At 73.0% G+C, this 12,820-nt stretch carries 9 protein-coding genes and 1 tRNA gene; 9 read left to right on the top strand and 1 reads right to left on the bottom strand.

Annotation, left to right across the window (positions count from 1 at the left end; translation table 11 throughout):
• Positions 1-32 precede the first annotated feature (32 nt).
• The 9 genes from ald (at position 33) to GA0070620_RS09865 (ending at position 8,912) form a co-directional block, all read left to right on the top strand.
• Entirely contained in the window at positions 33-1,148 is a 1,116-nt protein-coding gene (gene ald, locus GA0070620_RS09905) for an alanine dehydrogenase (protein WP_091589587.1), read from the top strand.
• Positions 1,149-1,159: 11 nt separating this feature from the next.
• On the top strand, positions 1,160-2,152 hold the full coding sequence (locus GA0070620_RS09900) for a site-specific tyrosine recombinase XerD (protein ID WP_091598454.1): 993 nt from the start codon (positions 1,160-1,162) through the stop codon (positions 2,150-2,152).
• A 218-nt stretch (positions 2,153-2,370) separates the two neighbouring features.
• The gene (locus GA0070620_RS09895) at positions 2,371-3,294 is read left to right on the top strand and encodes a ParA family protein (RefSeq protein ID WP_091589586.1); all 924 of its coding nucleotides are present in this window, start codon (positions 2,371-2,373) and stop codon (positions 3,292-3,294) included.
• A gap of 52 nt (positions 3,295-3,346) precedes the next feature.
• The gene (locus tag GA0070620_RS09890; RefSeq protein WP_231922317.1) at positions 3,347-4,639 is read left to right on the top strand and encodes a segregation and condensation protein A; all 1,293 of its coding nucleotides are present in this window, start codon (positions 3,347-3,349) and stop codon (positions 4,637-4,639) included.
• Positions 4,640-4,644: 5 nt separating this feature from the next.
• Positions 4,645-5,595 (top strand): SMC-Scp complex subunit ScpB, encoded by a 951-nt coding sequence (gene scpB, locus GA0070620_RS09885; RefSeq protein WP_091598451.1) that lies wholly within the window; start codon positions 4,645-4,647, stop codon positions 5,593-5,595.
• A complete protein-coding gene (locus tag GA0070620_RS09880; RefSeq protein ID WP_091589585.1) occupies positions 5,582-6,352 on the top strand; it encodes a pseudouridine synthase in 771 nt (256 codons plus the stop codon). The genes scpB and GA0070620_RS09880 overlap by 14 nt, the downstream gene beginning before the upstream one ends.
• A gap of 190 nt (positions 6,353-6,542) precedes the next feature.
• The gene (gene cmk / locus GA0070620_RS09875) at positions 6,543-7,223 is read left to right on the top strand and encodes a (d)CMP kinase (protein WP_091589584.1); all 681 of its coding nucleotides are present in this window, start codon (positions 6,543-6,545) and stop codon (positions 7,221-7,223) included.
• Entirely contained in the window at positions 7,220-8,623 is a 1,404-nt protein-coding gene (gene der, locus GA0070620_RS09870) for a ribosome biogenesis GTPase Der (RefSeq protein WP_091589583.1), read from the top strand. The genes cmk and der overlap by 4 nt, the downstream gene beginning before the upstream one ends.
• Positions 8,624-8,838: 215 nt before the next feature.
• Positions 8,839-8,912 (top strand) — tRNA-Pro (locus tag GA0070620_RS09865).
• Between the two features lie 226 nt (positions 8,913-9,138).
• Here the strand turns inward: GA0070620_RS09865 and GA0070620_RS09860 are convergent.
• On the bottom strand, positions 9,139-12,693 hold the full coding sequence (locus tag GA0070620_RS09860) for a S8 family serine peptidase (protein ID WP_197677578.1): 3,555 nt from the start codon (positions 12,691-12,693) through the stop codon (positions 9,139-9,141).
• Positions 12,694-12,820 lie beyond the last annotated feature (127 nt).

Raw genomic sequence — 12,820 nt, 5'->3', positions numbered from 1 at the left:
GGAGAGCCGCCCCGAAGGAAGGTGTCTGCATCGTGAAGGTCGGAATCCCCCGCGAGGTCAAGAACCACGAGTACCGCGTGGCGATCACGCCGGCGGGCGTCAACGAGTTCACCCGCAGCGGCCACCAGGTCTTCATCGAGTCCGGCGCCGGGGTCGGGTCCAGCATCAGCGACGACGACTTCGCCGCGGCCGGCGCGAAGATCCTCCCCACCGCCGACGAGGTCTGGGACACCGCCGACCTCGTGCTGAAGGTGAAGGAGCCGATCGCCGAGGAGTACCACCGGATGCGCGAGGGGCAGGTGCTCTTCACCTACCTGCACCTGGCCGCGTCCAAGGAGTGCACCGACGCGCTGCTCGACCGCAAGGTCACCGGCATCGCGTACGAGACGGTGGAGCTGCCCGACCGGTCGCTGCCGCTGCTCGCCCCAATGTCCGAGGTGGCCGGTCGGCTCGCCCCGCAGGTCGGCGCGTACCACCTGCAGGCGCAGGGCGGCGGACGCGGCATCCTCATGGGCGGCGTCTCCGGCGTGTACGCCGCGAAGACCGTCGTCATCGGCGCCGGCGTCTCCGGCATGAACGCCGCCGCCATCGCGCTCGGCCTCCAGGCCGAGGTGCTCCTGCTCGACAAGAACGTCGGGCGACTGCGGCAGGCCGACGCCATCTACCGGGGCCACCTGCAGACGGTCGCCTCCAACGCGTACGAGATCGAGCGTGCCGTGCTCGACGCGGACCTGGTCATCGGCGCGGTGCTGGTGCCCGGCGCGAAGGCCCCGACGCTGATCTCCAACGAGCTGGTGTCCCGGATGAAGCCGGGCAGCGTGCTGGTCGACATCTCCATCGACCAGGGCGGCTGCTTCGAGGACTCGCGGCCCACCACCCACGCCGACCCGACCTACCGGGTCCACAACTCGATCTTCTACTGCGTGGCGAACATGCCGGGCGCGGTGCCGCACACCAGCACCTACGCGCTGACGAACGTCACCCTGCCGTACGCCCTGGAGCTGGCCAACAACGGCTGGCGCGAGGCGCTGCGCCGCGACCCCGCCCTGGCGCTGGGCCTGAACACCCACGCCGGCCAGGTCACCTACGGCCCGGTCGCCGAGGCGCACGGCATGGACGTCCTGCCGCTGGCGGACGTGCTGGCCTGAGAGGCGGCGGGCTGACCGGAACCCTCGACGGGGCCGGCACGGGCGAGGAGCCCGCGCCGGCCCTGCGCCGTGCCGTGCGCGGCTACCTCGACCACCTGACCGTCGAGCGTGGCCTGTCCGCGAACACCCTCTCGTCGTACCGCCGGGACCTGGACCGCTACCTCGCGACCCTCGCCGCCGCCGGCATCGACGACCTCGCGGCCGTCGGCGCCGCCGTCGTCGAGTCGCACCTGGCCCGGCTGCGCGCCGGTGACGACGGGCACCCGCCGCTCTCCGTGTCGTCGGCGGCCCGCGCCGCCAGCGCCGTCCGCGGCCTGCACCGCTTCGCCCTGCGCGAAGGGCTCACCGGCGCCGACCCGAGCCGCGACGTGCACCCGCCGACCCCGCCCCGCCGCCTGCCGCGCGCGCTGCCGGTCGACGACGTGGTCCGGCTGCTGGAGACCGCCGGCCCGGTCGCCGCGACCGGCGACGGCGCGCCGCTCGCGCTGCGCGACCGGGCGCTGCTGGAGTTCCTGTACGGCACCGGGGCGCGCATCTCCGAGGCGGTCGGCGCGGCGGTGGACGACGTGGACCCGGCCGAGGGGACGGTGCTGCTGCGCGGCAAGGGCGGTCGCACTCGGCTGGTGCCGGTCGGCGGATACGCCGTCGAGGCGCTGCGCGCCTATCTGGTCCGCGCCCGGCCGGCACTGGCCGCCGCCGGACGGGGCACACCGGCGGTCTTCCTCAACGCCCGCGGCGGCGCGCTGTCCCGGCAGGGCGCCTGGACCATCCTGCGCCGGGCCGCCGAGCGCGCTGGCCTGCCGGTCGACGGGGCGCACGCCGTCTCCCCGCACACCCTGCGTCACTCGTACGCCACCCACCTGCTCGACGGCGGCGCCGACGTCCGGGTGGTGCAGGAACTGCTCGGTCACGCCTCGGTGACCACCACCCAGGTCTACACGCTGGTGACGGTCGAGCGGCTGCGCGAGGTGTACGCCATCGCGCACCCCCGCGCGCGCGGCTGACACCCGTCCCGAGCTGCCGGCCCGGGCCCGTCGCCGGGCTCCGCCGACGGTGGTCGCCGACACGCCGAGCGGCTAGCGAACGGCCTGCTGGTCGGTGGCGTACAGTCGGCATCGGCGCGGACCTCCTGGGAGCCTGGCACCCGGGGTGCGCAGCGGCGCCGCGAAGGACGTCGGACGGCTCCGACGCCGGGTGGTCGTCGGGAGGGGGCAACGAGGACATGGCTGGCAGCGGTGACCGTGCCGAGACGTGGACGTCGGAGCTCCGTGAGCAGCAGGCCGCGCTCGGCAACGACCTGGGCCCGGCCGACCCGGCCGCCTACACGATGCGCAAGCCCATCCCCGAGCCGATGCCCACCGACCGGCACGGCCCGGCCCGCATCATCGCGATGGCCAACCAGAAGGGCGGCGTCGGCAAGACCACCACGACCATCAACCTGGGCGCCGCGCTCGCCGAATACGGCCGCAAGGTGCTGCTGGTGGACTTCGACCCGCAGGGCGCGCTCTCGGTCGGCCTGGGCGTCAACCCGCACAACCTCGACCTGTCGGTCTACAACCTGCTGATGCAGGACGACGTCACCGCCGAGGACGTGCTCATCAAGACCGACGTGGCCGGGCTGCACCTGCTGCCCGCCAACATCGACCTGTCGGCCGCCGAGATCCAGCTGGTCAACGAGGTCGCCCGCGAGATGGCCCTGGCGCGGGTGCTGCGGTCGGTCCGCAAGGAATACGACTTCATCCTGATCGACTGCCAGCCGTCGCTGGGCCTGCTGGCCATCAACGCGCTGACCGTCGCGCACGGCGTGCTCATCCCGCTGGAGTGCGAGTTCTTCAGCCTGCGTGGTGTGGCGCTGCTGCTCGACACCATCGACAAGGTCCGCGAGCGGCTCAACTTCGACCTGGAGCTCGAGGGCATCCTCGCCACCATGTACGACAGCCGCACCACCCACTGCCGTCAGGTGCTCCAGCGGGTGGTGGAGGCGTTCGGCGACAAGGTCTACCAGACGGTCATCACCAAGACCGTCAAGTTCCCCGAGTCCACCGTCGCGGGCGCCCCGATCACCACGCTCGACCCGGCGTCGTCCGGTGCGCGCAACTACCGCCAGCTGGCCCGCGAGGTGATCGCCGCGCAGGCCGAGCGGTAGGCGCGGTGCCCCGTCGCGCCGGCCGGTCCGGCCCGTCGACTACGGTCGTCGGGTGACCGCCCCGCCCCTCGACCCACCCAGCGCGTCCGAGCAGCCGCTCCCCGCGCAGAGCGTGCGCCCCGCCGAGCCCGGTCACACCGATCTCGCGTCCCCGTCCTCGTCCTCGGGGTCGGAATCGTCTTCCGGGCCGGAGTCGTCCTCCGAATCGGGGTCGTCCCCGGATCCGGGTCCGGCCGAGGCGTCCGCGCCCGAGGCGTCCGCGGCCGGGGCGGAGCCGGAGGCCGCCGGGTTCACCGTGCGGCTGGCCAACTTCACCGGCCCGTTCGACCTGCTGCTCCAGCTGATCGGCAAGCACAAGCTCGACGTCACCGAGGTGGCGTTGCACCGGGTCACCGACGAGTTCATCGCCTACATCCGGGCCATGGGTGACCAGTGGGACCTGGACGAGGCCAGCGAGTTCCTGCTGATCGCCGCGACCCTGCTGGACCTGAAGGCCGCCCGGCTGCTGCCCGCCGCCGAGGTCGAGGACGAGGAGGACCTCGCCCTGCTGGAGGCGCGGGACCTGCTCTTCGCCCGGCTGCTGCAGTACAAGGCGTACAAGGAGGCGGCGGCGCACATCGGCGCGCTGGAGGCGGTCGGCGGCCGGCGCTACCCCCGCGCCGTGACCCTGGAGCCCCGCTACGCCGAGGCGCTGCCCGAACTGGTCCTCGGTGTCGGCCCGCAACGGCTTCTCAAGCTGGCCCTGCGGGCGCTCACCCCGAAACCGGTGCCCGAGGTCTCCATCGCGCACGTGCACATGGTCCGGGTCAGCGTCCGGGAGCACGCCGCGATCATCACCGAGCGGCTGCGCCGTGCCGGCGTCGCCACGTTCTCCCTGCTCTGCGCCGACTGCGAGGCCACCCTGGAGGTGGTGGCCCGGTTCCTCGCGCTGCTGGAGCTCTACCGGGAGGGCCTGGTGGCGTTCGTGCAGGAGCAGGCGCTGGAGGAGCTGACCGTACGCTGGACCGGCCCCGCCGAGGGCGGCCCCGACCTGCAGATCGACGAGTACGCCGGCACCCCCGCCGACGAGACGACGCCCCCACCGACCGATCCCGCCGCGCCGCCGTCGACCTCGCCCGGCACTCCGCCGGAGCCGACGCCGACGGTTCCGCCCGAGCCCCCGCAGCCGGCTGGGCCGGAGCCGGCGAGGCCCGAGGGCCGCCGGACGGCGTCATCCGACGGTGGGCCGGCGGTGTCGGCTGACGGGCCGGCCGCAGCCACAGCGGGTGAGCCGGAGCCGGCGACGGCCGACGGGCCGGGGGCAGCCACGACGGGTAGGCCCGACCAGGGGACGAGCGAGGAGTGACCGCGATGAACGACGAGGAGCGCCGCGACTCCCTGGCCGATCAGGCCGCCGCCTGGGTCCCCCCGTGGCAGCGCCCCACCCCGCCGGCCCCGGACGACGCCGCAGATCTTGGAAGCGAAACGCCCGAGGAGGAGCCCGACACCGCCAATATCCCGGCCGACCCGAAGCCGACCCCCGACGCACCAGCCCTCGACGCGCCAGCAGATCTTGGAAGCCCGATGCCCCTGGAGGGGCCCCGAACTTCCAAGATCCCGACGGATCCGACGGAGGCGCCTGCGGATCTTGGTAGGGAAGCGCCCCCGGAGGGGCCGGAACGTACCAAGATCGCCGCGGAGAGCGTGGGGGTGGCCGACAGGGCCGGGGGGCGGCGGCGGGCGGGGCAGTCCCAGCCGGAGCCCGCGCCGGAGCTGGACGACGCCGAGCTGCGTGGTGCGCTCGAAGCGATCCTGCTGGTCGTGGACGAGCCGGTCAGCGAGCTGACCCTGGCGGAGGTGCTGGAGCAGCCGGCGGAGCGGGTCGGCGCGATGCTCGACCGGATCGCGGCCGGCTACACCGCAGCCGGGTACGGTTTCGAGCTGCGCCGCGCCGCGGGCGGGTGGCGGCTGTACACGCGGCCGGAATACGCGACGTACGTGGAGCGGTTCGTGTTGGACGGGCAGTCCGTACGGTTGACGCAGGCCGCCCTGGAGACCCTCGCGGTGGTCGCCTACAAGCAGCCGGTCACCCGGTCACGGATCTCGGCGATCCGGGGGGTCAACTGCGACGGCGTGATCCGTACCCTGGTGTCCCGCGGCCTCGTCGAGGAGTGCGGCACCGAGCCGGAGAGCGGCGCGTTCCTCTACCGGACGACCACCCTGTTCCTGGAAAAGCTGGGGCTGAACACGGTCGACGAGCTGCCGCCGCTCGCGCCGTTCCTGCCCGACGATGTGGAAGAGCTGACCGATGCCTCGCGATAACCGCACCCCCCGACCCGACGCCGTCGCCCCGGAGGGGGCCGAGCGCCTCCAGAAGGTGCTCGCCGCCGCCGGCGTCGGCTCCCGGCGCGCCTGCGAAGACCTGATCTTCCGCCGCCGGGTCACCGTGAACGGGCGGGTCGCGCAGCTCGGCGACAAGGTCGACCCGGCCACCGCCGTGATCCACGTCGACGGGGAGCGCCTGCAGGCCGACACCCGCCTGGTGTACCTGGCGATGAACAAGCCGCGTGGTGTGGTGTCGACCATGGCCGACGAGAAGGGCCGTACGGCGCTGGCCGACTTCCTCGGCAACCGGGTGGAGCAGCGCGTCTACCACGTCGGGCGGCTCGACGCGGACAGCGAGGGCCTGCTGCTGCTCACCAACGACGGCACCCTGGCGCACCGGCTGATGCACCCCTCCTACGGGGTGCAGAAGACGTACCTGTGTGAGGTGGCCGGCCCGATCCCGCGCAACCTGGGCAAGAAGCTGATGGCCGGGGTGGAGCTGGAGGACGGCCCGGTGAAGGTCGACGCGTTCCGGGTGGTGGACACCCTGGGACGGACCGCCCAGGTGGAGCTTAACCTGCACGAGGGGCGCAAACACATCGTCCGGCGGCTGCTCGCCGAGGTCGGTCACCCGGTGTCCCGGCTGGTGCGTACGTCCATCGGGCCGATCCGGCTCGGGGACCTGCGTTCCGGGCGGACCCGGCGGCTCACGAACGCCGAGGTCGCGGCGCTGTTCAAGGCGGTGGGTGACTGACCCCACCGGACCGGGTACGGCTGCCGGTAGGCTCCGTGGCGGCCGAGCGGCGGCCACGCGGTGGCGTGGGTCGCGCCGGGCGGCGTCGCGCGTGTCCCGGACGGGGACGGCGGGCATCATGGTTGAGGGACATCCGCTCACGGCGTCGGAGGACCGGCGATCCGTGAGGTACGGGCTGAGGAGGACGACGGTGGAGGAAAACGTGCGGACCGGGCGATGTGTGGTCGCTGTGGACGGGCCGTCCGGTTCGGGAAAGTCCACCGTCTCGCGGCGCCTCGCCGCCAGCATCGGTGCCCGTTACCTGGACACCGGGGCGATGTACCGGGCGATCACCTGGGCGGTGCTGCGCTCCGGGGTCGACCTCACCGACGCCGAGGCGGTGGCGAAGGTCGCCGGTGAGGTGGACCTGCGCATCGGCACCGACCCGCAGGGGTACGGCGTGACCGCCGACGGCGTGAACGTCGACGCCGAGATCCGCGGGCCGGAGGTGACCGGGGCGGTCTCCGCCGTGGCCGCCGTGCCGGCGGTGCGGGCGCTGCTGGTCGCCCGCCAGCAGGAGATGATCGTGAACGCGGGCCGGATCGTGGTCGAGGGCCGGGACATCGGCGCCGTCGTGGCGCCGGACGCCGACCTGAAGGTCTACCTGACCGCCTCCGAGGCGGCCCGCGCGGCCCGGCGCAGCGCCGAGGACGCCACCGACGCGGCGGCCACCGCCGCCGACCTGGCCCGCCGGGACCGGCTCGACTCGACCCGTAAGGCGTCACCGCTGCAGCAGGCCGCGGACGCCGTCGAGCTCGACACCACCGAGCTGGGTATCGACGAGGTCGTCCAGCGGCTGCGCAACCTGCTCAGCGAGCGGGGATTGGCATGAGCGCCGAGGGTGGTTGGGTCGAGCTGCGGGAGCCGGACGTCGAGGAGACCGAGCCGAGCGGCCCGCAGCCGGTAGTGGCCGTGGTCGGTCGACCGAACGTCGGTAAGTCCACGCTGGTCAACCGCATCATCGGCCGTCGACAGGCGGTCGTCGAGGACATTCCCGGGGTGACCCGCGACCGGGTGCCGTACGACGCGCAGTGGTCCGGCCGGGCGTTCACCGTGGTGGACACCGGTGGCTGGGAGCCGGACGCGAAGGACCGGGCCGCGGCGATCGCCGCGCAGGCCGAGACGGCCGTGGCCACCGCCGACGTGGTGCTGTTCGTGGTCGACGCCATGGTCGGTTCGACCGATGTGGACGAGGCCGCGGTGAAGATGCTGCGGCGCAGCGCCAAGCCGGTGATCCTGGTGGCGAACAAGGCGGACAACGCGTCCATCGAGATGGAGGCGACCTCGCTGTGGTCGCTCGGTCTCGGGGAGCCGCACACGGTCTCCGCGCTGCACGGTCGCGGCGCCGGTGAGCTGCTCGACGCCATCCTGGACGCGCTGCCGGAGGCCCCGGCGATCGTGGAGAACCGGCCGCGCGGCCCGCGCCGGGTGGCGCTGGTGGGCCGGCCGAACGTCGGCAAGTCCAGCCTGCTCAACCGGTTCTCCGGGGAGCAGCGGGCCGTCGTCGACTCGGTCGCCGGCACCACCGTCGACCCGGTCGACAGCCTCGTGCAGATCGGCGGGGAGACGTGGTACCTGGTCGACACCGCCGGCCTGCGCAAGCGGGTCGGCAAGGCCAGCGGCACCGAGTACTACGCCAGCCTGCGCACCGCCTCCGCGATCGAGGCGGCGGAGGTGGCCGTGGTGCTGCTCGACGCCAGCGAGCCGATCAGCGAGCAGGACCAGCGGATCCTGTCCATGGTCACCGAGGCCGGCCGGGCCCTGGTCATCGCCTTCAACAAGTGGGACCTGGTCGACGCCGACCGCCGGTACTACCTCGACAAGGAGATCGAGCGGGAACTGCGCCGCATCCCCTGGGCGATCCGGCTGAACCTGTCGGCGATGACCGGTCGCGCCGTCGACAAGCTCGCCCCGTCGCTGCGCACGGCCCTCGCGAGCTGGGAGACGCGCGTACCGACGGCTCAGCTCAACCAGTGGCTCACCGCGCTCGTGCAGGCCACCCCGCACCCGGTGCGGGGCGGGCGGGCCCCGCGCATCCTCTTCGCCACCCAGGCCGGGGTGGCGCCGCCGCGGTTCGTGCTCTTCACCACGGGCCCGATCGACGCGGGCTACCAGCGGTTCGTCGAGCGCAAGCTCCGCGAGGAGTTCGGCTTCGAGGGCAGCCCGATCGAGATTTCCGTACGCCCGCGCAAGAAGCTCGGCCCCGGCGGCCGGGGCAAGGCACACGGCTGACCAAGGCGCTGCAGGGCGGGCCGGGTGGGGGAGCTTCCTCCCCAACCCGGCCCGCCCTCGTATCTGCCCCACGCAGCCTCCTAGGACGCCGTAGGGGGTGTGGGGCAGTCCGCTCGGTCATGATGCGGCGCGGTACCGGTGGGGCCAGTGCGGACGAGGGGACGCGGCTGCGCTAAGCTGTACCGGCTGTCGCGGGGAAGTTGACGCGGAAGCAACGGGACGTGGCGCAGCTTGGTAGCGCACTTGACTGGGGGTCAAGGGGTCGTCGGTTCGAATCCGGCCGTCCCGACAGGCTGAAATAGCAGGTCAGAAGGCTGGTCCGAGGCATCGGGCCGGCCTTTGCGGCTTCCTGGGGACCAATTCTGGTCAAGTGCGCCGGGCGGTAGCGCATCTCTACCATTTGATCATGTGATGCCGGCGTGAGATCCCCTGATCAGGACGTGTGCGGTGGCCGCTGCCGGTACGACGCCAGCGGTTGATCCCGGCCCGGCCTGCGGGGCCGGGCCGGGATCAGCTCAGCGCACGCCGAACGCGCGGATCACCGTCTGGGTGACGGAGCCGTGTTTCGCGGCGTCGGTGGCGGTGGCCCGGACGCTGACGAACCGGGCCGACTTCGGGGCGTCGAGCACGCCATTGCGGCCCAGTTTGTGCCACGTGCGACCGTCGTCGTAGGACACCTCGACGCGACCTGCCGCGCCGAGTGGTCTGCCGTCGATCCGGGTCGCGGTGACGTCGAGGCGGGCGTGCCGCGACGCCACCCCGGACAGGCTGGTCGCCACCTGGTAGTCGAGCTGCACCAGGTCGAGGGGAACGGCCTCCACGTGCTCCAGGTTCGGCGCCGGGGAGCGGAAGGTCCACTCGGTGTCCGTGCGGGTGCTGTACGGCGTCGCGCTGCCGTCGTGGGCGGTCCGCGTGACCATCCGCAGGGACTTCGCCGACGTACCGACCTCGGCGATCAGGATGTCCCCGTCGGCCCTGCCCAGCTCGGTGGCGCCCTCGTAGAGCGCGGTCGTCTGGGTGGCACCCTGGCCCAGCGTGCCCTGGTGGTGCGGGTCGGCGTCGCCGAAGGCGGGGATGCCGAAGACGCCGACGAGTTCACCGATCCGCGACGGTGCCGGGAACGGGCCGTCGTCGAAGAGCCGTGGCCGACCGACCGGTGCGAACCAGGAGGTGGTCGTGGTGCGCCCAACCGGATAGGTGTGCTCGTCCGACATGATGAGCACCCCGGGCGCGCCGGCCTGCTCGCGCCACGGGCCTTCGGACAACCAGTCGGTGCGCTGGCCCTGCGTCGGGATGGGCAGGATCGGCCCGAGGAGAGCGGAACCGGGCACGTCGGGGTGGGCGTCGTTGCGCGTCATGTTGCCCGTACCCGCGCTGCGACTGCGGAAGTCCTGCTCCACCCGGGCCAGGTCGCGTTCGCGCGGTCGCCACGTGAGGTCGGCGGGGATGGCCCCGCTGTGCCACCGGTTCAGGTCGTAGACGTAGCGCGGCTCCGGGTGCGACTCGACGGTGACCGTCGTACGTCCGAGCAGGGACAGCAGGCGCTCTCCCGGGTCGCGGGCGACGGCGGCGACCGGCAGTGGCGTACTCGGATCCCCCACCTCCCACCAGGCGTCCAGTCGACCCGGACCGGTGTTGACGATGAGCAGCATCGTCGCGCCGGCCCGGTGGGCGGCGTCCGCCTGCGCGATCGCGGTCGGGACGTCGACGTAACGGACGATGGCCACCTTGCCGCGGGCCGGCGCGAACGATCCACCGGCCGGGATCAGCACCGTGCCACGCCGGTAGACGCCCTCGGGGAGTTTCGCCGAGCCGGACTGTGGCAGCAGATCGTCGAAGCGCTCACCGGCCACGGTGAACGACAGCGGCGGCTGCGTGGAACTCCAACGGGTGCCGAAGGTGAAGCCGCCCTGGGTGACCTTTCGCCCGGTCGGCGTCGCCCAGATGCTGTCGTACTGCGGGCCCGCGACGTAGTCGTCGCCGAACGGATACTTTCCGGGATACGAGCGGAACAGGTCGACCCGTAGCTGCGCCAAGCTGCTCCGCGTCGGGGTCACCGCGCGGGCCTCGACGAGCTTGCGGCCGTCCAGGAGCACCTCGCGGTCGGTGTCGAGGACCACCTCGGGGGCGGCCAGCACGGCGCGGCCCAACGAGTGCGGTCCGTTGGCGCCCGGCACGTCGGCGTACATCCACATCGCCCACGTGCTCGCGGGGAGGCGGACCTTCAGCGTTCCCCCGGCGTCGACCTCGAAGACCCTCGGGACGGTGTCGTTCAGCACGTCCTTCACGACCAGGACGCCGCTCAACGGCTTGCCGTCCGGGCCCTTGCCGGTCACGGTGAGGTTCGCGTGCTTGGCTTCCCGGTTGACACCCACGACCGTCCGCAGGGAGATGCCGTCCGCGCCGGTGGCGGTCACCGACCCGATGGCGTACGTGCCGTCCGGCATCGCGTCGAGCGGCGTGATCACCGACGCGGTGGCGGTTCCCCGCGCCGGCACGGTGACCCGCCGTTGCGGCAGCGTGAAGGCCTGCCCGGTCACCGCCAGGTCGAGCGTCACCGCCCGATCACCGGTGTTCGTGTACGTGATCGTCTGCTCGGCCTGCTGCCCCGGCGAGTACGGCCAGCGCAGCCCGGCGAAGGTGGTGCCGGTGGCGAACACCGTGGCGTGCACGGCGGCGTCCACGTCGACGCGACCACTGCCGGCCCAGTCCAGCCGATGCTGCGGCGTCCCCTTGCTGGTGCTCATCAGCGCGTCCTTGAGGCGCGCGCCGGTCCAGTCCGGGTGCGTCGCGGCGAGCAGGGCGGCCGCGCCGGCCACGTGCGGCGAGGCCATTGAGGTGCCGCTCATCGTCTGGTACGCGCCCTCGCCCTCGGGCGCGTACTGGGACCTGGCGGCCAGGATGTCGACGCCCGGGCCGGTCAGGTCGGGCTTGGGCGCGTTGTCGCCGTGGCGTGGACCGCGGCTGGAGAAGACCGCGAGCCGGTCCTGCGCGTCGACCGCGCCGACGGTCAGCGCGGACGCGGCCGCGCCGGGTGCGCCGACGACCTGGACGTCCGGTCCGCTGTTGCCGGCCGCGATCACGAACAGCGTCCCGGTCTCGGCGCTGAGCCGGTCGACCGCGGCGCTGAGCGGATCGGTTCCGTCCGTCGGACGGCCGCCCAGGCTCATGTTGACCACCCGGGCCCGTGCGGTGCGGGCCGCCCACTCCATGCCGCTGATGATCCAGGAGTCCTGGCCCTCGCCCTGGTCGTTGAGCACCTTGCCGATGTGCAGGTCGGCGCCCGGCGCCACACCCCGTTCGGCACCGCCCGACGCCGCGCCCGTGCCGGCGATCGTGGACGCCACGTGGGTGCCGTGCCCGTGCCGGTCGGTCACCTCCTCGCCGGGAACGAAGCTGGTCGCCTCCTCGATCCGACCGGCCAGATCCGGGTGTTCCCGGTCGACGCCGGTGTCGAGCACCGCGACGTCGACGCCCACACCGGTGTCCCCGCCGGCCCACACCTGCGGCGCGCCGATCTGCGCCGTGCTCTCCGCCAGCGCGGCGCGCACCTTTCCGTCCAGCCAGATCCGCGAGACACCACCCCGCATCGACGTCCCCGGGGCAGCGAGCGTCGACCAGAACTCCCGCGTGCGGGCCACGGTGATCGCCGCCCCGCCGATGCTCTCCAGCGGACGTACCTCGGCGGCGCTCTTCGGAAGGGCCCGGGCGCCCGCCGCGTACTCGACGATCAGCGGCAGCCGGTCGGCGTGCGCGTCGTCGTACCCGTCGGCGATCAGCCGGGTCACGTTGAACAAGTCGGCGTCGAGCAGACCGGACGCGACGTACGGCAGAGCGGCGTCCGGGTAGGCGTACGTCTCGCCGCGGAAGGTGCTGATGCGTACCCCTTCCGCCGCCTCCACGCGGGTCACCGCCGTCCCGGTCACGGTCACCCGGTCACCGGTGATGAGCGTGACCGTACGCGATGGCGACCCGGCGGGTGGCGCGGCCGCGGCCGCCGCGGGTGGGACGGGCGCCGGGGCACCCATCGTGGCGGCCGTCAGGACGGCCAGTATCGAATGGACGAGCAACGCGACTCCTGCGCAGTAGGGAACGGCTGCACCAAGGCTCCAGAGATCGCGTTACGGCAAGGTCAAACCCAGCTGGCCACCTTGCGCCATGTCCACTCGCTGACAAACGGCGGGACGTGCGTGGATA

The sequence above is a fragment of the Micromonospora krabiensis genome (assembly GCF_900091425.1).
Lineage (GTDB): Bacteria > Actinomycetota > Actinomycetes > Mycobacteriales > Micromonosporaceae > Micromonospora > Micromonospora krabiensis.
This window is presented reverse-complemented; position numbering and strand designations above follow the sequence as displayed.

Coding starts and splice junctions, on each gene's coding strand:
- GA0070620_RS09895 (WP_091589586.1), top strand. CDS start 2,371: ATGGCTGGCAGCGGTGACCGTGCCGAGACGTGGACGTCGGAGCTCCGT.
- der (WP_091589583.1), top strand. CDS start 7,220: ATGAGCGCCGAGGGTGGTTGGGTCGAGCTGCGGGAGCCGGACGTCGAG.
- GA0070620_RS09880 (WP_091589585.1), top strand. CDS start 5,582: ATGCCTCGCGATAACCGCACCCCCCGACCCGACGCCGTCGCCCCGGAG.
- scpB (WP_091598451.1), top strand. CDS start 4,645: ATGAACGACGAGGAGCGCCGCGACTCCCTGGCCGATCAGGCCGCCGCC.